The organism is Afipia sp. GW822-FHT03D08, from assembly GCF_058801645.1.
In genome coordinates this window covers 95,923-113,823 of sequence record NZ_JBXANK010000003.1, presented here as the reverse complement: position 1 = coordinate 113,823, position 17,901 = coordinate 95,923, and the positions used below count along the sequence as shown (strand labels likewise).

General features: G+C 62.0%; 16 protein-coding genes, 1 tRNA gene and 1 riboswitch. Of the genes, 7 read left to right on the top strand and 10 right to left on the bottom strand.

Going from position 1 to position 17,901, the window contains the following annotated elements; genetic code table 11:
* Positions 1 to 3: 3 nt before the first annotated feature.
* The gene (locus AC1RM7_RS19690; RefSeq protein ID WP_024920319.1) at positions 4 to 942 is read right to left on the bottom strand and encodes a transporter substrate-binding domain-containing protein; all 939 of its coding nucleotides are present in this window, start codon (positions 940 to 942) and stop codon (positions 4 to 6) included.
* An 82-nt stretch (positions 943 to 1,024) separates the two neighbouring features.
* On the opposite strand from AC1RM7_RS19690, the gene AC1RM7_RS19685 reads away from it, so the two are divergent.
* Positions 1,025 to 3,052 (top strand): glycosyltransferase family 2 protein, encoded by a 2,028-nt coding sequence (locus AC1RM7_RS19685; protein ID WP_024920318.1) that lies wholly within the window; start codon positions 1,025 to 1,027, stop codon positions 3,050 to 3,052.
* 6 nt (positions 3,053 to 3,058) lie between these two features.
* On the opposite strand, the gene AC1RM7_RS19680 is transcribed toward AC1RM7_RS19685, so the two are convergent.
* Together AC1RM7_RS19680 and AC1RM7_RS19675 are read right to left on the bottom strand one after the other, a co-directional pair.
* Positions 3,059 to 3,649 (bottom strand): SCO family protein, encoded by a 591-nt coding sequence (locus AC1RM7_RS19680; protein WP_006022961.1) that lies wholly within the window; start codon positions 3,647 to 3,649, stop codon positions 3,059 to 3,061.
* Positions 3,650 to 3,809: 160 nt separating this feature from the next.
* Positions 3,810 to 4,271 (bottom strand): Clp protease/crotonase-like domain-containing protein, encoded by a 462-nt coding sequence (locus tag AC1RM7_RS19675; RefSeq protein WP_006022962.1) that lies wholly within the window; start codon positions 4,269 to 4,271, stop codon positions 3,810 to 3,812.
* Between the two features lie 272 nt (positions 4,272 to 4,543).
* Between AC1RM7_RS19675 and AC1RM7_RS19670 the strand changes: the two genes are divergently transcribed.
* A complete protein-coding gene (locus tag AC1RM7_RS19670) occupies positions 4,544 to 6,202 on the top strand; it encodes an FAD-binding dehydrogenase (RefSeq protein ID WP_024920317.1) in 1,659 nt (552 codons plus the stop codon).
* Between the two features lie 96 nt (positions 6,203 to 6,298).
* Here AC1RM7_RS19670 and AC1RM7_RS19665 read toward each other — a convergent pair whose 3' ends face one another.
* The 4 genes from AC1RM7_RS19665 to AC1RM7_RS19650 form a co-directional block, all read right to left on the bottom strand.
* Positions 6,299 to 6,661: a PRC-barrel domain-containing protein gene (locus AC1RM7_RS19665; RefSeq protein ID WP_024920316.1), complete on the bottom strand. Its 363-nt coding sequence runs from the start codon at positions 6,659 to 6,661 to the stop codon at positions 6,299 to 6,301.
* A gap of 208 nt (positions 6,662 to 6,869) precedes the next feature.
* Positions 6,870 to 7,886 carry a 2-dehydropantoate 2-reductase gene (locus tag AC1RM7_RS19660; protein WP_024920315.1) on the bottom strand — a complete coding sequence of 339 codons (1,017 nt, stop codon included), beginning with the start codon at positions 7,884 to 7,886 and terminating at the stop codon, positions 6,870 to 6,872.
* A gap of 38 nt (positions 7,887 to 7,924) precedes the next feature.
* Complete coding sequence (locus AC1RM7_RS19655) at positions 7,925 to 9,103, bottom strand: NADH:flavin oxidoreductase/NADH oxidase (RefSeq protein WP_024920314.1); 1,179 nt, start codon at positions 9,101 to 9,103, stop codon at positions 7,925 to 7,927.
* A 39-nt stretch (positions 9,104 to 9,142) separates the two neighbouring features.
* Positions 9,143 to 9,216 (bottom strand) — tRNA-Gly (locus tag AC1RM7_RS19650).
* Positions 9,217 to 9,351: 135 nt separating this feature from the next.
* Here AC1RM7_RS19650 and AC1RM7_RS19645 point away from each other — a divergent pair.
* From AC1RM7_RS19645 to AC1RM7_RS19625, 5 genes are all read left to right on the top strand, one after another.
* Entirely contained in the window at positions 9,352 to 9,942 is a 591-nt protein-coding gene (locus AC1RM7_RS19645) for a methylated-DNA--[protein]-cysteine S-methyltransferase (RefSeq protein WP_492838056.1), read from the top strand.
* 9 nt (positions 9,943 to 9,951) lie between these two features.
* Entirely contained in the window at positions 9,952 to 10,800 is an 849-nt protein-coding gene (locus tag AC1RM7_RS19640; RefSeq protein ID WP_024920312.1) for a helix-turn-helix transcriptional regulator, read from the top strand.
* Positions 10,801 to 10,822: 22 nt separating this feature from the next.
* Complete coding sequence (locus tag AC1RM7_RS19635) at positions 10,823 to 11,182, top strand: VOC family protein (RefSeq protein ID WP_024920311.1); 360 nt, start codon at positions 10,823 to 10,825, stop codon at positions 11,180 to 11,182.
* Between the two features lie 24 nt (positions 11,183 to 11,206).
* The gene (locus AC1RM7_RS19630) at positions 11,207 to 11,602 is read left to right on the top strand and encodes an SRPBCC family protein (protein WP_024920310.1); all 396 of its coding nucleotides are present in this window, start codon (positions 11,207 to 11,209) and stop codon (positions 11,600 to 11,602) included.
* Between the two features lie 260 nt (positions 11,603 to 11,862).
* Complete coding sequence (locus tag AC1RM7_RS19625; protein WP_024920309.1) at positions 11,863 to 13,071, top strand: EAL domain-containing response regulator; 1,209 nt, start codon at positions 11,863 to 11,865, stop codon at positions 13,069 to 13,071.
* A 6-nt stretch (positions 13,072 to 13,077) separates the two neighbouring features.
* Here AC1RM7_RS19625 and AC1RM7_RS19620 read toward each other — a convergent pair whose 3' ends face one another.
* The 3 genes from AC1RM7_RS19620 to AC1RM7_RS19610 all read right to left on the bottom strand — a co-directional run bounded on the left by AC1RM7_RS19620 (position 13,078) and on the right by AC1RM7_RS19610 (position 17,727).
* Positions 13,078 to 14,511: an MATE family efflux transporter gene (locus AC1RM7_RS19620; RefSeq protein ID WP_024920308.1), complete on the bottom strand. Its 1,434-nt coding sequence runs from the start codon at positions 14,509 to 14,511 to the stop codon at positions 13,078 to 13,080.
* 129 nt (positions 14,512 to 14,640) lie between these two features.
* On the bottom strand, positions 14,641 to 16,431 hold the full coding sequence (locus tag AC1RM7_RS19615) for an acyl-CoA dehydrogenase family protein (RefSeq protein WP_024920307.1): 1,791 nt from the start codon (positions 16,429 to 16,431) through the stop codon (positions 14,641 to 14,643).
* Between the two features lie 147 nt (positions 16,432 to 16,578).
* On the bottom strand, positions 16,579 to 17,727 hold the full coding sequence (locus AC1RM7_RS19610) for a 2'-deoxycytidine 5'-triphosphate deaminase (protein WP_492837480.1): 1,149 nt from the start codon (positions 17,725 to 17,727) through the stop codon (positions 16,579 to 16,581).
* Between the two features lie 56 nt (positions 17,728 to 17,783).
* A riboswitch (SAM riboswitch) is annotated at positions 17,784 to 17,863 on the top strand.
* The last annotated feature ends 38 nt before the right edge of the window (positions 17,864 to 17,901 follow it).

Here is a 17,901-nt window from a genome sequence, read left to right as displayed (position 1 = left end):
ACGTTAGAACGGACTGACCGAGAAATAGCGCAGCCATAAATCGGTGTAGCGGCCCTTTTCCCAGAGCCGGAACATCGCCCAGTTCAGCGCCTGCCGCAGCACGTCGTTGCCGCGCTTGACCCCGATTCCGACGCCCTCGCCGAAATACCGGCTCTCCGTGAAGGGGCCCCCGCTGAAAGCGCAGCAGTCGCCGGAATCGGTTCCGTTGATCCAGAACGCCAGCGAAATCGCGTCGCCGAAAATGAAATCGACTTCACCCCGGCGCAGCGCCAGACGAAGCGCGTCGTCATTCGGAAAGCTGACGATCTGCGCGTCGGTGAACAGCGTCTTCAGATAGGCCTCATGGGACGAGCCCGCGATCGCTCCGACCTTCTTGCCCTCGAGATATTCCGGCCGGACCTCCGCCATCACAGCGTCCTTGCGCGACACGAAGCGCGCGGGCGAGCGGTAGTAGGGATCGCTGAAATCGAGCTTGGCGCGAAGCTGCGGCGTCACAGCCAGCGACGCGATGATCGCATCGCCGCGGTTACCGTTGATCGCGTCCACCAGCGTCTCGAACCGGCGCATCTGGATGGTGCATGCCACCTTGATTTCATCGCAGATCAGCCGGGCCAGATCGACATTGAATCCGGCCGGGTTGCCGTCCGGTCCCGTGAAGTTGAAGGGCGGATAGTCCGTCTCTGTCAGGAACCGGATGACAGTCAGACGCGACAGGTCGGGCCGATCCGGCCGGCGCCGCGGATCCCAGAATCCCGGCACAGCCTGAGGCGCTGCGGGCTGCGGAATGACCGCAGGGGAAGGCGACTGGGAGGTTGCTGGAACGCCTTGCGCGAGTGCTGGCGGCACGAGCCACGTCAGGGCAGCCCAGACGGCCAACCCGGCGGCTGCATGGACAGCGCCGCGCAATTGGACATTGAAGGAAGATACCATCTGTGGTTGCATTGACCCGGGGTTCCGCGTGTCGGGTCTTATAGACCATTCACAGGCGGATTCGAGTGCGTTTGTGGCGTGGGGTAGCGGTCTGATGGCCGTGGCTGGGCGGGCAAGCGAGGTTGACGGGGCCGGGCCGCAACGTTTCGCGAGCCTGACGGCGTCCGCCCGGAATCTCACGTCATACATCGCCGGACTGCTGGGGCCTCCACCCTCACAGAACGACAACCGGCCGGGGATACGCGAGCCCGGTCCAGCGGTGGAGCTCGATTGCCTGCGCCACCTGTTCGCCCCTTCGCTGATCGCCGCGGCCGAGCGGCGCAGCAACGAGATCGGGGTTGGCGCTGAACGGGTTCTGATCCAGTGGGGTGTCATCAGCGAAGACGCATATCTCGACCAGCTTGCCATCCATACCGGACTGCAAATCGAAACCCTCGACGACCTCAGCCTTGCTGACTGTCTCCTGCCCGATGACGGCCTTCACCTCTGCGCGCGGCACGGCATCCTTCCCATCCGGCAGCGGGGGGAACTGGCGTATGTGTCCGCACCACACGGATACACCGCACGGCGCATCATCCGGCTGATCACGGAGTATCCATCTCTTCTCCCGCGCGTTCGGCTCGCATCGACTGCACGGTTCAACGCATTTCTCGAAAATCAATCCGGCAATATCCTGGCCCGCACCGCAGCGGAAAACCTCCTCACGCGTTTTCCCCCGCTGTCAGCCGCACCGGTTCCAGCTTCGAGCAGCCGCCTGTTTCGTTTCGGCCGCCATCTTCTGCGGCTTGCGGCTCCCGTTGCGCTGCTAACGCTGGCACCCATGCTGGTGATCGACACCTTCGGTCTGATCCTCGCCATATGGTTTTTGCTGTTTACGAGTCTGCGGCTTGCGGGGTGTCTTTCGCCGCCCAAACGGCGGCGTCAGCGCCCCCGGCTGCCTGACAGTCAGTTGCCCATCTACACCGTGATCGCAGCGCTGTATCGCGAGGCCTCATCCGTCGCGCCGCTGATGCAGTACATCGGTGCGCTGGACTATCCTCCCGAAAAACTCGACATCAAGCTCGTCATCGAGACCGACGATCTCGGAACCCGCGCGGCGATCGCCAGGCTCGGACCTATGCCGCATGTGCAGGTCATCATCGCACCCGACGTGGGACCCCGCACAAAACCCAAGGCCCTCAACTGCGCGCTGAACTTCGCACGCGGCACCTTCATCACGGTCTTTGATGCCGAGGACCGGCCCGAACCGGGCCAGCTTCGCGAAGCGCTCGATGTCTTTCGGACCCATGGACCAGAGGTTGCCTGCGCACAGGCAAGTCTTTGCATCGACAACACCGCAGACGGCTGGATACCGCGGATGTTCACCGCCGAATACGCCGGGCAATTCGATGTCTTCCTGCAGGGCTTTTCCAATTTCGAGATGCCGCTGCCGCTCGGCGGCTCGTCCAATCATTTCCGCACCAGCGTGCTGCGCGAGGTCGGCGGCTGGGACCCCTATAACGTGACCGAAGATGCAGATCTCGGCTTCCGGCTCGCGCGTTTCAGGTATCGTTGCGTCATGTTTCCGTCGACGACCTATGAAGAGGCGCCGTCACGGTTCACGGCATGGCTGCGGCAGCGCTCGCGATGGATGAAGGGCTGGATGCAAACCTGGAGCGTTCACATGCGCTCGCCGCGCAAGCTCTGGCGCGATGCCGGCGCCGGCGGCTTCTTCACCCTCAACATTCTCGTAGGTGGAAACGTCCTGACCGCACTTGCGCATCCGTTCCTGCTTGGCGAACTTCTGGTGCGGGGTGTGATGAGCGCGTTTGACGACAGCGTTGTGTCATTCTTTGCCAAACCATTCATCGAACTTTATCTGGCGACGATTGCGGCAGGCTATCTGACCACCATCGTGATCGGAGTGATCGGCCTTGCCAAGCGGAACTTGCTGCGCGAAGCATGGGTGCTCGCTCTCACTCCGGTCTACTGGATTTTCCTGTCCCTCGCAGCCTGGCGCGCGCTCTATCAGTTGCTGACCGAACCCTATCACTGGGAGAAGACCGAGCACGGTCTCGCCCAAACGTCCCGCATGTCTGTAGGGAGGTCTCAACCGGACGGGATGCGCGACCAGAGCGACTAAGGCGGATCAGAGATAGCGCTTGAGATCCGCCGCGGCTTCCTCGGGCTTGCGCTTCAGATCGAACGGACGCACGAAGTTTCCATTTTTGTCCATCAGATAGATCAGCGCTGTGTGATCCATCGTGTAGTCGCCGTCCTTCAGGGGAATCTTCTTGGCGTAAACCCGATAGGCAGAAATCATCCTGGCAATTTCATCCGGGCTGCCGGTCAGTCCCTTGAGATGCGGATCGAAACTCGCAATGTAATCCTTCATCACCGATGATGTGTCGCGTTCGGGGTCGACGGATACAAAATACGCGTTCAGCTTGCCGGCATCGGGGCCCATGGCGCGCAGAACCTCGGACATCTCGAACAGTGCTGTCGGGCAAACATCCGGGCAGTGCGTGAAGCCGAAAAAGACGATGCTTGGGCGGCCGACGAGATTTTTCTCGGTGACCGTTTGTCCTGTCTGATCGGTCAGGCGAAACGGCCCCCCGATCGCAGCCGGCGCAGTGGCGCCGCGCAAGCCACCCAGCAGCCACAACGTGACCAGCAGACCGATCGCAAGGCTGCCGGCAAACGCCGCGATAATCACCAGCGGCCGGGTCGTCCTGTCCATCGCAATAAATTCCTCAATCAGCAGCAGGCCGCGTCAGGCTGGCCACTTTGTTCCGGGTTGGGCATGGGATAGAGCGCACAGCCATAGCGAGCAAGTGTCGCGCAGGCATGCCCGATCACATGACCGGGAGCAACCGTCTGCCTGATCTGGGGTTTTGGCGTTAGCGGACGTGTGCGGAGGCTTGGGCGTCCATATAGCACGGACGATACATGCTCGTCAGTTCGCGGCCACGAAGAAAAATCATCCGTGGCTTCAGGCCGCCGCGCCGTGAAATCCAGCTCCGGATCGACGTCGGGTACATATCGTACAGCATCCGGGTCGCTTCACGGTTCGTCACCGGCCGGCCGCTGGCTCCGAAGTCCCAGGCCGCATGAAATCCGAGGCTGGCGCGCGAGGTCACGCAAATCTTGTCGTGGGACACAGCGCCGAGCACGATGGTGCAGGCCGACGCGCACAGGCCATCGATCACAACGGTCTCACCGGAGCCTTTGAGGCTTTGATACTTGTCGACATAGGTCCCGATCCGGCCGCCGCGGTCTTCAGCAATCCGAACCACAGCGTGACTTGCGCCCACTCCGCCAAGGAGAAGCACCGCCGTCAGAAACCCCGTCACAATCTTCATTGCCGGCCCCGTCGCCCCCTGCCTGTATCGATCGGGGCAACATCAGCGTGTTGCGAGTCTGGAATTTTGTCCAGATCGCACAGCGGTGCGGGGACGGATTCTATTGCAGTGTTGCTGGCTTGCTGCACCTGCACTGGCCGATCCCGAATTGGAACATGGCGTGCGTGGTCCAGTGAACGACCTGAGGCGCGCGCTGCCATTTTTAGCCGCAATTTCCGTTGACCCGGCTTTGCGCGTCGCGCTTCAATCCGGAACCTGGGGAGAAATCAAAAATGGCGAATGATGCGGACGTAATTGTCGTCGGCGCAGGACTGGCGGGCCTCGTGGCCGCGAACGAACTGGCCGATGCCGGCAAGCGCGTGATCGTGGTCGATCAGGAAGGCGAGCAGAATCTCGGCGGGCAGGCGTTCTGGTCGCTCGGCGGGTTATTTCTTGTCGATACACCCGAACAGCGGCGGCTTGGCATCAAGGATTCCCATGACCTCGCTCTGCAGGACTGGATGGGGACTGCGGGATTCGATCGCGATGAGGATCACTGGCCACGAAAATGGGCGGAAGCCTATGTCGCGTTCGCAGCCGGCGAGAAGCGCGGTTGGCTTCAGGCGATGGGCCACCGCATTTTTCCCGTGGTCGGCTGGGCCGAGCGCGGCGGCTATGACGCCATGGGCCACGGTAACTCGGTGCCGCGCTTTCATGTGAGCTGGGGCACCGGTCCTGGTGTGGTGGAACCGTTCGAGCGGCGCGCGCGCGAGCACGCCAAAACCGGCCGCATCATTTTCAAGTTCCGTCATCGCGTCGATGCTCTCGACATGACCGGCGGCGCAGCTACCGGCGTCAGCGGCAGGACGCTCGAGCCGTCGCCGGAACCACGCGGCGTCAGTTCGTCGCGTACCGAGACCGGCGATTTCTCGTTCCGCGCGCAGGCCGTGATCGTCGCCTCCGGCGGCATCGGCGGCAATCATGATCTTGTGCGCGAGAACTGGCCGAAACGTCTCGGCACGCCGCCGAAGCATATGGTGAGCGGTGTTCCGGCTCACGTCGACGGCCGCATGATCGGCATTACCGAAGCTGCAGGCGCACGCCTCATCAACCGCGACCGCATGTGGCACTACGTTGAAGGCGTTCACAACTGGAACCCGATCTGGCCAGGTCATGGCATTCGCATTCTGCCTGGACCGTCGTCGATGTGGTTCGATGCAACCGGCAAGCGTCTGCCCTCGCCGCTGTATCCCGGTTACGATACGCTCGGCCAACTCGAATACATTATGAAGACAGGCCACGAGTATTCGTGGTTCATTCTGACGCAAGCCATCATCAAGAAAGAGTTCGCGCTGTCAGGCTCGGAGCAAAATCCGGATCTCACCGGCAAGAGCTGGCGCATGACCCTTCGCCGCGCCTTCAACAAGGGCGCACCCGACCCCGTCGAAGCCTTCAAGGCGAAAGGCGCCGACTTCATCGTCCGTGACAATCTCGATGACCTTGTTGCGGCCATGAACAAGCTTGGAACCGCAAACCTTCTCGACATAACGTCGATCCGTCAGCAGATCGAAGCGCGCGACCGCGAGATCGACAATCCTTACGTCAAGGACACCCAGGTCATGGGCATCCATAATGCGCGGCGCTATCTCGGCGACAAATTGATCCGGACCGCCAAACCGCACAAAATCCTCGACCCGGCTTTCGGGCCGCTGATCGCGGTGAAACTCAACATCCTGACGCGCAAGACGCTCGGCGGCTTCGAGACCGATCTCGACTCACGCGTGTTCGGCCATGACGGCCAGATCATCCAGGGACTGTACGCCGTGGGCGAAGCCGCGGGCTTCGGCGGCGGCGGCGTACACGGCTATCGCGCGCTTGAAGGCACATTCCTCGGCGGCTGCCTTTTCTCTGGACGCAATGCCGGGCGCGCGGCAGCCAAGGCAATCGTGTAGTCAGCCCGGCAACAGGCCGAAATCACGCCAGCCTGACGCTCCCTGAAACCACGGGCGTTTCAGGGGGCTGTTGAGCAATCGCTTTCGCAGCGCGTGTCAGAAGCCGATCCAGTAAGCGTCGACTTCGCGGACACGGTTGCCCCAGTCGAATTCCTTGTCGGTTCCGAAGGACGGCGCTTTCGCCAGTTCCTCTTCGGTCATCAAGGTCAGAAGTTCGTAGCCTTCGATTGCGGGGTTGTACTTCATGCTTGCCCACGGAAGCGGGCGATAGTCTTCGCCGACACCGAGAAAGCCGCCGAAGCAGAGGACCGCGTAGGCGACGTTGCCGCTGATCTTGTCGATCATCAATCGTTTGATGCTTCCTATTTTTCTGCCGTCGGCATTGAAGACGCGCGTTCCTTCGACCCTGTCGCTGGCAACAAGACGATGTGATTTCAGATTGATTGTGTCCGCATGCATGAGAGCCTCCAGCCGTGGAAGCCTGTCTCGCAGATTGGTCCGCCATGATTGCGCGGCTTATGCCGCGACCACGACCTCACCGCTCTTCCGAGCAAGGCCTGTAAACCGGGCTCGCGGGCAAGACAGTTGCGGGCTAACCCGGCGCTTGCATCAACCCAGATAACGTAACTCTGTCGCCGCCGCCCCGCCAGCCCGTCCGGCTGGAAAATCAGCCCTGACCCACAGCCCGGATCTGCTCCGGGGTCAGGCCCGGTGAGCCCTTGCCCGCTTCCTCGGCGTTTCTGATCAGTGCGACAATTCGCGCAGACAGCGGCGCCTTCAGACCATGGCGCTCGGCAAGCGCGACAATCAGGCCCTGCAGGTGATCTATCTCCGTGCGGCGCCCGCGCTGCAGGTCTTCCCACATCGACGAGCGCGCCTTCGGGTCGATCTTCACCATCGATGCCGCGATCCGCGTAAACAGCGCATCGGGCAGTTTCAGAATGAACGGCGTGAAAGACGCCGGCAGCGGCGTTGTCGACAACGGAGCGATGCCTTCGGCCTTAATCACCGCCAGTGCCTCACGTATCTGGTCGGCGAACAGCGTCCGCCAGGAGCGCTGCGCAAGCTGATCGCGAAGCGGAAGACCAGACAGCGCATTGAGTGCGTTGTTCAGATTGATCAACAGCTTGCCCCATTGCACGCCCTCGATGTCATCCACACTGCGGAAAACAAGTTCCGGCCGTGACAGCAATTTTGCGATATCCGGATCGTCCTTCTCCAGCAGGATGTCTCCGGAGGTGGCGCGATGAAAATGACCATCGCCCAGGGACAGAACATTGAACGGCACCATCCCCGCCAGCACATCGTGATCCGGCAGTGCATCGCGCAGCACCGATACGTTGCCGGTGCCGTTCTGAAGGCTGACGATCACGGCATTCTTCGCGGCATGTCGCGCGATCAGATCCGCGATCTCCGCGGTGTCGTCGCTCTTGACCGTGACAAGTATGATATCCGCGCCCGCAAAAATCGCTGCGGGATCGTCGGACAGTTTGATCTCGGCCGGCGTCAGGCGATGCTCGATACCTTCAAAGCTCGTGACCTTCAGCCCGTGCCGGTTGATATCCTCAATCAGGCGCGGACGCGCCAAAAGCGAGACCGGGTGCCCGCCGGCGCGCAGCATCCCCCCGACGAAGCAGCCGATGCTGCCGGCGCCCGCGACACTGATGGATTTCGATGACGTCATGGCCGCCCCGCCCGATGGATCATGGGGCAGAGCGTCGCCTAAACCTTGCGAAATGGCAACGCGGGACCGTCGAGCTTGCGCAGACCCGGCTCGCGCCGCTCCAGCCACCAGCCGTACTGCTTGGGCCAGGACGCAAAGGTGCCGTCTCCGATCTCGCCCCTGGTTTCGCTCAAAGCCAGTTCGGCATGCAGCGGCCAGTTCGGATCGAACAGCGCCTCGCGGCCAACTGCAATGAGATCGGTCTTGTCTTCCGCGAGGATGTCTTCGGCCTGATGCGGATGCAGGATGAGGCCGACGGCCATGGTGGTGGCCTTGGTCTCGCGGCGAATCTGCTCGGCGAACGGCACCTGAAAGCCATAGCCGCGCGGAATTCGCGCCGCGGTCGCCGATCCCATCAATCCGCCGGACGAGCAATCGATCACATCCGCGCCCCGCGCCTTGGCTTCGTTCACGAACGCAACCGAGTCGGAGATATCGATACCGCCATCGATCCCGTCGACTGACGAAATGCGCACGAACAGCGGCCGGTCCGAGGGCCAAACCGCGCGCACGGTCTCGATAATTTCCAGCGGATATTTCATGCGTCCCGCGCGGTCGCCGCCATAGGCATCCTTGCGCCGATTGGACAACGGCGACAAGAACTCGTGCAGCAGGTAGCCGTGGGCGCAGTGAATTTCGAGCACATCGAAATTCGCCTCGACCGCCCGCAGCGTCGCGAGACGCCAGTCCTCACGCAACGCCTTCAGGTCCGGTTCGGTCAGTTCGTGCGGCATCAGCCAGCCATCATCCATCGGGATAGCGCTCGGCGCCACGATGGTCCATGGCGTATCGCCGCGCGCGTGATCCTCAGGCGTCAGCGCCGCGTTGCCATACCAAGGCCGCTGCATGCTGCCCTTTCGGCCGGCGTGAGCGAGTTGAATCGCAGGCACCGAACCATTGGCGCGAAGAAACGCAGCGATCCGCTTGAGCGGCGCAATCTGTCCGTCATGCCAGAGGCCAAGGTCGCCATGGGTAATGCGGCCTTCCGCGTTGACCGCGGTTGCCTCCGTCATCACGATCCCGGCGCCGCCCTGCGCAAACTTGCCGAGATGAACCAGATGCCAGTCGTCAGCCATGCCGTCGGTTGCCGAGTATTGGCACATCGGCGAAATCACGATCCTGTTTTTCGCAGTGACGTTGCGGAGAGAAATCGGCGTGAACAAGCGGGGCTGTGGCATCAGACCTCTGTGGATTGTTTGCTTTATCCGGGAAAAGGCTGGAGCGGGCGAAGGGAATCGAACCCTCGTATGCAGCTTGGGAAGCTGCCGTTCTACCATTGAACTACGCCCGCGCGGTTCCAACCTTAGCCACACCCGGCGGCAGGCCGCAAGATGGCTGGCATCGCAGGATCCGGGTGGCGAACGGGACCGAAAAGCGCAAGATTCTCCAAGTTTCGGGATGCGGCTATGAAACACTGGAACGCGACATGACGGCTGGTTTTGCATTGTTCGACACGGCGATCGGGCGCTGCGGCGTCGCCTGGGGCGACCGTGGTCTTTTGGGCGTGCAACTCCCCGAAGCCGACGATGCCAGAACCCGTGCACGCCTGCTTCAGAAAGCACCTGGCGCACAGGAAATGGCGCCACCGGCGGATGTGCAGCGCGCCTGCGATGCCATGGTGGAGCTACTCAGCGGCGAAGCGACGGACCTGTCCTTCATCGCCCTCGATACGGATCGCCTGCCCGCCTTCAACCGGAGCGTCTACGACATCGCGCAAACCATCGCCCCCGGCGAAACGCTGACCTATGGCGAGATCGCCACGCGCCTCGGCGACAAGCTGCTGTCGCGCGCGGTGGGCAAGGCGCTCGGAGAAAATCCGCTCCCCATCGTGATCCCTTGCCACCGCGTGCTGGCGGCGGGCGGCAAGACCGGCGGGTTTTCCGCCAATGGAGGCGTCACTACCAAGTTCCGCATACTTGCCATCGAACGCGCCCGGATTTCGACCCGCGACGCCGAGGATGCGCCGATGCTGTTCGACCCCGGCCTGTCGATTGCCCCGCAACGACGCCGGGGCTAACGTCCCGCTATGAGGATCACCCTGTTTGAGAGTACGGCGCTGTCCGTGTTCGATTACCGGTGCACCATGGGGCCGGACGATAAGCCGTTCCTCGAACAGCATGCGCGCCATTCGCTCTCCTACGTCCGCAAGGGCAGCTTCGGCTATGACACCCGTGGACGTTCCCACGAACTGGTCGCCGGGGCGGTGATGCTGGGTCATGCCAGCGACGAATATACCTGCTCGCATCCTCATCACGTTTGCGGCGATGAATGCCTGTCGTTCCAGCTCTCGCCTGCACTCGCAGATGACATGGGCGTCCGGACAGATGCCTTGCAGATCGGCTGCGTGCCGCCGACACCAGAACTCATGGTCTATGGAGAACTCGCGCAGGCGACCGGACGCGGCGACAACGACATCGGGATCGATGAAGCCGCGATTCTGTTTGTGAACCGTTTTGTCGAAGCAACGTCCGGAAAGACCCAGAAGGCATCGCGGGCCACCGCACGCGACCGCCGCCGCGCTGTCGAGAGCGCACTGTGGATCGATGCCCACGCCGACCGGGCCGTGGATCTGGAGACGGCTGCAAAGGCTGCCGGCGTCAGTTCCTTTCATTTCCTGCGGATGTTCTCGAATGTGCTCGGGGTGACGCCGCATCAGTATCTGGTACGCGCGCGGCTGCGCCATGCAGCAAGGCTGCTGGCCGACGATGCGCGATCGATCACATCGATCGCCTTCGATGTCGGATTCGGCGACCTCTCGAACTTTGTGCGCACCTTCCATCGGGCCGCTGGCGTTTCGCCGCGGCGGTTCCGCGATGCGGCGCGCGGCGACCGCAAGATTTTCCAAGAACGGCTCAAGGCCGCTGCCGTAGGGTGATCTCCATCACAGGGAGATCATCATGTACGACCATATCGGACTGAAAGTCAGAAAACTCGACGCCAGCATCAAATTCTACACCGCCGCGCTCGCGCCGCTCGGCCATATTCTCTGCTCGCGCGATGAGAGCGGCGCCGGATTTGGACCGAAGGATGCGCCGGCACTCTGGCTGCATCTGTCGAGAGACCCCGAAGGGTCTGGCGCACATGTCGCATTCCGTGCCGCGAGCCACGACGCCATCAAGGCGTTTCACACCGCAGGACTGAAGGCCGGCGGCCGCGACAATGGCGGCGCAGGTCCGCGCGCGGACTACAGCCCCACCTACTACGCCGCATTTCTGATCGACCCCGACGGCAACAATGTCGAGGCCGTGTGCACGTGATCCCCGACCGGCACGGAGGAAAACATGGCATCGATCCAGAAAGAGTTTGCGATTGCATTATCCGCGCATGATGTCTGGGACGCAGTGCGCGACTTCGGAGCAGTCCATACCCGGCTCGCGCCCGGCTTTGTCACCGACGCCGTCATGGATGGCGACTCCCGGCTCGTGACATTTTCAAACGGCACGAGCGCACGCGAGATTCTTGTCGATTGCGACGACGCGAAACGGCGTCTTGTCTACGCCATCGTCAGCGAAAGGATCAGGCAACACAGCGCCTCGGTGCAGATTTACGAAGATGGCGACAGGTGCAGCAAATTTGTCTGGACCGTGGACGTGCTGCCGAACGAAATCGCGCCATACATCAGTGGACAAATGGATATGTCGATCGCAGCGATGAAGAAACGGCTCGAAGACGGCTAGTTATCCGGCCGGATGTGTCGCCAACGATGACACCAGGCGCTCGTCATGATCATCATGCTGCATTCTCTGAGTGCAGCATGATCAAATTCGCATCGACAACATTAGATGCAACCGGATTTTCGGAAAATGCCGCACAGATTTGAATCTTTCTCGCGCCTTTAACCTTACCGAATTATACGAGTGGATGATTCAACAATTCCACATTTGCGACCACTCCATGACGCTAAGACTTCCGTCTCTGGGGACACGGGAGGTGACGCATGAGGGGTTTCAAGCCCGCGGAATTGGACACGGTCGCGACATTCGGCCAGCGCAAGGTCACACCGCGCGTTTGCATCGTCGACGCGAAGAGACACATCCGCACGTTTCTTGCGGAGGCTCTTGAAGAGCTGGGCTTCGTTGCATCCGAGTGCGCGAACGCCGACGAGTTGCCCTTGCTGCTGGACCTGCACGCGCCCGATCTCATTCTGCTCGGAATACCGAATGATGGCGTTCAGGCCGGGCATATCCTGAAAATCATCGTCGACAGGAAATTCGACGGCCAGGTTCTGCTGATCGGCCCAAAGGAGTCGATCGTCGTGAGCGCGCTGCGCCAACTCGGGGAAGAGCTTCAGATTGCGATGCTGCCGCCGCTTGCCACACCGTTCAGCGCGGATGGTCTGCGGGCCAGTGTGGTCACGCTGCTTCCGCAACAAGCCCCACCGAGTCCGCCTGTCGATGTTGCGGAAGCGCTGAAGGCCGGCTGGCTGGAATTGTGGTACCAGCAGAAAATCGACGTGCATACGCTCGCGCCCCGCGGCGCGGAGGCGCTGATCCGCATGCGTCACCCATCATGGGGCGTGGTGCCTCCGGCATCCTTTATCCCTGACGCTCGAGACCCGCAGTTCAAGGGGCTGTCAGAATTTGTCGTCAGCCGCGCGCTGGAGGACTGGCATTATTTCGTGGATCAGCACGGCCCTGTCGACATCTCCATCAATCTGCCGATCAGCTTTCTCGAAGACCCGGCGTTGGTCAGCCATCTCTGCCGCCAGATTCCGAACCATCCGGCGTTCGGAGGCTTGATCGTGGAGGTCAAAGGCTTCGAGATCATCCGGAATCTCGATCTGGCGATCGATGTCGCCAAGCGCCTGCGGTTTCACAACATCGCAATCTCGATCGATGATCTCGGGACCGATTGGCCGCTGCTCACGGAGCTGAAGAGTTTTCCGTTCGTCGAAATCAAGGTCGATCGGGAATTCGTCACCGGCTCGGCGGATAACCGCCTCAAGCAGACCGTCTGCCGCCGTATTCTCGAACTTGCGGACCGGCACGGCGCGCGCACCGTCGCCAAGGGGGTGGAGACCCGGTCCGATCTGGTCGCGATCCACGAGATGGGATTCGACCTGGCCCAGGGCTATCTGTTCGGCAAACCCGCCAACGCGAAGAAGTTCGCCCGCGCCTCGCTCGCACGTCCGACCGTGCTCGCGTGACGGCTCTCATTCAGCCTTGATAGCCGCCCCTCTCGCTGCCCAGTTCGTGAAACGAACTGCGGCGGCGGCGAGGATACCCAGCAGAATCATGGACGCGGCCGCCAGCCAGAAGAAATTCGTGCTGACTGCCCCATGTGATGTCAGCCACCAGCCGCCCGCCATGACGAATGCAAGCCGCGCGGTCTGTGCAAGCACCGGCCCGATCACGCGCGCGGCGCCCTGTGAAGAGAAATAAAGCGAAATCGCAAGGCCCACGAAAGCGAGAAACGGCCCGACGATCGACAGATACTCATGGCTCGCAGCCCGCACGGCGGCATTGTCAGTGAAAATGTTCACCCAAATGTCCGGGTTGAGAGCGAAAAACCCGCCAAAGAAGCCGACGGCCACAAACGACACACCGCCGGCCGTCCAGGCAATCCGCCGCGCCCGGGCGATGCGGCCGGCTCCGATCGCCATGCCGATCATCGGCACCGAGGCGATCCCCACAGCGAACGCCAGCGACGTCAGCATGAATTCCAGCCGTGCGCCGATGCCGTAACCCGCGAGAACCTCGGTCCCGAAATTCGCCAGCAGGTGCGTGAAGATCGTCACCGTCAGCACGATCTGCAGGGGCGAGAAACAGGAAATCGCTCCGACCTGCAGGATGTCGTAGAACATCGTGCGCTGAAACCGGAAGCCGCTGAAATTCAGTTTCACGCGGCTACGGCCTGACAGCAGATACCACGCCATGATGCCGACACCGATCGAAAACGCCATCAGCGTGCCGGCCGCAACGCCGCGCATGCCGAACTGCGGCACCGGCCCCAGGCCAAGACCAAGCACGCCGCCGAACAGAACCTGAAAGAACGCCGAGTTGAGAATGATCGCCGACGGCAGCTTCATGTTGCCGGTTCCGCGCAGCAGCGCCGCCAGCGTATTCATGATCCATGGCAGCACGGCGCCGCCGAAGAAAATCTGCGAGTAACCGATGGCCTCGCTCAGAACACGGCCCCTGCCGCCGAGCGCGGCAAACAGATACGGCCCGAAGATCAGCATCCCGATCATGAAGGTCAGGCCGAAACAAATGCCGATCATCAGCGCGTGCACGGCAAGCGCGGATGCCCGCTCGGCATTGTTGGCGCCCAGCGCGCGTGCAATGGCGGATGCAACGCCGCCGCCCATCGCGCCGCCGGACATGGTCATCATCAGAATGACAAACGGGAACACCAGCGCCATCGCTGCCAGGGGTTCGACGCCCAAGCGGCCGATATAGGATGTCTCAGCGATCGCGACGCAGGTTCCGGCGGTCAGCGCGACCACATTGGGAGCGGCCAGTTTCAACAGCGTCGAGAGGATTGGCCCATCGAGCAGCGGGTTTTTAACGGGACCTTTGACAGCAGGCAGCGGCGGTTTTTCGTCCGTCTGCACGACAGGAATTTCAGCGGCCCCAAGTTCGGACATATCGTCTCCCGAGCGGAAATCTTTTTGTTTTGAGAGAGCGCCGCCCTGTCAAAAAATCCATAGCATCAAATTTGCAGGGCACAACGCGCGCTTCGCGCATGGCGCCTACACACCCTGAAAACCAGCGAACTAAGCCGCATTGATGATCTGTGCGGCATCGGCCATCGCCAATGGCCGATCACCGAGCAGCCGGTCTGCGATTGCCTCATCGCGTCCGTTCGAGAGAACGGCAAACGGGTCCTGCGCCGTCAGGCGGTGATCGACAACGAGACGCGACAGCAACAGCCGGCGGGCGTCGCCGCGCATGGCGTGAATCCGGCTGCCCTCCCAGGCGAACGTGACAGCGCTGGCGACATGATAAAGCGTGCTGGTGGCGCGGCGCGCTTCGGCTTCGTTCTCCGAACGCCCGGCCACGTCGCGGGCAAAGCCGATCGCCTTGTCCGTCAGGTGATGAAGCCGGTCGCGCCAGACTTTCGGAATGCCGGGCGCATCGTCGATCCGCGCATGCAGATCGGCTCCCAGCGCAGCTTCTGCTCCGTGACGACCGACCGCACGCTTCAGCGTATCGAGCGCAACGATGTTACCGGTTCCTTCCCAGACCGAACCGAGATGCGCGTCGCGCAATAGCCGCGGCGTCGCGAACTCTTCGATGTAACCGATGCCGCCGCGCATCTCCATTGCCTCGCCACAAACCTTTCGGGCATCGCGCGTGGCGCGATACTTCAGCGTCGGCGTCAGCACGCGCAGCAATGCCGCGGCGTCCTGACTGCCGGCTTCGGCGCGATCCAATGCATCGGCCGTGACGAAGCTCATCGATACCGCCTGCTCGGTCGCGAGCATGATCTTCATCAACTGCCGGCGCGCCAGCGGCATATCGATAATGCGGCGGCCAAACACCACGCGGTTGTTGGCAACTGTATTCGCATCATGGTGCGCGCGCCGCATCAATGCCGCCGACTTGACGCCGTTGGACAGCCGCGACCAGTTGACCATCTCGGCCATCTGCACGAAGCCGCGATCGAGACGGCCGACAGCGTAAGCAATCGCACCTTCAAGCTTGATCTCACCCGACGCCATCGAGCGGGTGCCGAGTTTGTCCTTGAGGCGGACGATGCGGTAGTGGTTGGGCGAACCATCGTCGAGTTCACGCGGCATGAGAAACAGGCCGACGCCCTGGGTGCCGCCGACCGCGCCTTCCGGCCGCGCCAGCAGCATCACCATCTTTGCATCGGCGTTCGAGCAGAACCATTTTTCGCCGTAGAGCCGCCAGTGACCGCCGTCCTGCACCGCTCTGGTGGTCAGCTTGCCGACGTCCGAACCGCCCTCCTTCTCGGTCATGAACTGGCCGCCCTGGGTCAGCTTTGACATGTCGGTTTGCGTGAGGCCGTCGAGATACTTTGCTTTCAGCGCGTCGTCGCCGAACCGCGACAACAGACGCGCCGCGCCGTCTGTGACATTGATCGGACAGCCAAGCCCGAACTCGGCCTGATTGAACAGAAACGTGAAGGCGTGCTTGGCGACGGCCGGATAGGTGTCGGCCCAGCCGAGAATGCCTTTGCGATGCGACATCGCATGAATGCCGAACTCGCCATAGGCTGCGCGCTCGAGCTCGCGATAGGCCGGATGATACTCGATCCATTGCCGGTCGTTGCCGAAGCGATCGCGCTGATGCAGCACCGGGCCATGCTTGTCGGCGAGACGCGCGCATTCATCGAGATGACCACCAGCGAGCGAGCCAAGCCGGTCCAGATGGGGCTCGATGTGCTGAAACAGCGCGCCGGGAAGATGGATGCGCAGCAGATCGGCGAGGATCGGATCGGCGCGATAGAAATTCATGCCCGAGGTGTCGGGCGCGATCAGACCGAACCCGGATGTCGAAGCTGATGTCTGAGCGGGCGGAGTTTTTGCGGCTGCAACCATGGCGTTTTCATCCCTGCCGGGATCGCTCCCGTTGTTTTCAGGAATGATCCGGTATTTGGATGCCCGCGGCAAGCTGGCCGGAAGCCAATGGCGGCATGGGTGAAATGTGCCGCGAGGGGACGTAATTCGCAGAGCGGAACCCGGCCGCTAGGTCCGGAAATGCTTCGAGAGCTTCAGGCCCTGCCCCTGATAATTCGATGCGATGCGCTGGCCATACAGCGCATCGGGGCGCGACAGCATCTTCTCGTACACAAGGCGGCCGACGATCTGGCCGTGCTCGAGAATGAAAGGCACTTCGCGCGAACGCACTTCGAGCACCGCGCGCGAGCCCTGCCCGCCTGCGCCTGCATAACCGAAGCCGGGATCGAAGAAGCCTGCATAGTGGACGCGGAATTCGCCGACCAGCGGATCGAACGGCACCATCTCGGCGGCGAAATCCGGCGGCACCTGCACCGCTTCCTTCGAGGCAAGAATATAGAACTCGCCGGGATCGAGGATCAGGCTGCGATCCGGCCGCGCGCGGATCGGCTCCCAGAACTCACCCACGGTGTATCCGGCACGGCGATCGACATCGACCACGCCGGTATGGCGTTTGGCGCGATAGCCGACAAAACCATCCGAGCCTTCACCGGACAGATCAACGCTTAAGGCCACACCGCCGGCGAGATCGGCTTCGTCGCTGTCGACCAGACGCTCGGCTTCATGCAGCGCCTCCAGTTCATCGCCATCGAGCAGCGGATGGCCCGTGCGGAAACGAATCTGCGACAGCCGCGATCCTTCGCGCAGCAAGACCGGGAAGGTTTTGGGACTGATCTCCGCATAGAGCGGGCCATGATAGCCGGGCGCGATCATGTCGAAGCGCCGCGTGCCGTCGGCGATCACGCGGGTGAAAACATCAAGGCGGCCGGTGGAGCTTTTTGGATTTGCCGCAGCCTGAATCGCCGGCGGCAGCGCCAGGCTTTCCAGCAGCGGCACGATATAGACGCAGTTGGTTTCCAGCACCGCGCCATCGGACAGATCGATCTCGTGCAGCTTGAGTTCATCGATACGCTGCGCCACCGTCATGTCCGGTCCCGGCAGGAAGCTGGCGCGGACGCGGTAGGCAATCGCACCGAGACGCAGGTCGAGACTGGCGGGCTGGATCTGGCTTTCAACGAACGGATATTCCGGCAGGATCAGGCCTGCATCGGCCATCGCCGCGATCATGCGGTCAGGCAGAATTCCTGTCGCGTCGGGGGCAAGTGTGAAGGCCACGGGGCAATCCTCGGCTATCGGCTGATCCAGCAAAACAAGCATTTTATCGGTTATCCGATGGGGTGCTTGACGGAAAGAGCATGCGGGATTAAGCCTAGGACTTATCCCGTGGTCATTTGAGCCGGCCGGCTTGCAGCCACGTTAAATAACTCGCTAAACAGGCCGGGGACAGTGTGATCCCGGCTTGTGGAAAGATTTTCCAGGCCGGTTTTTTTG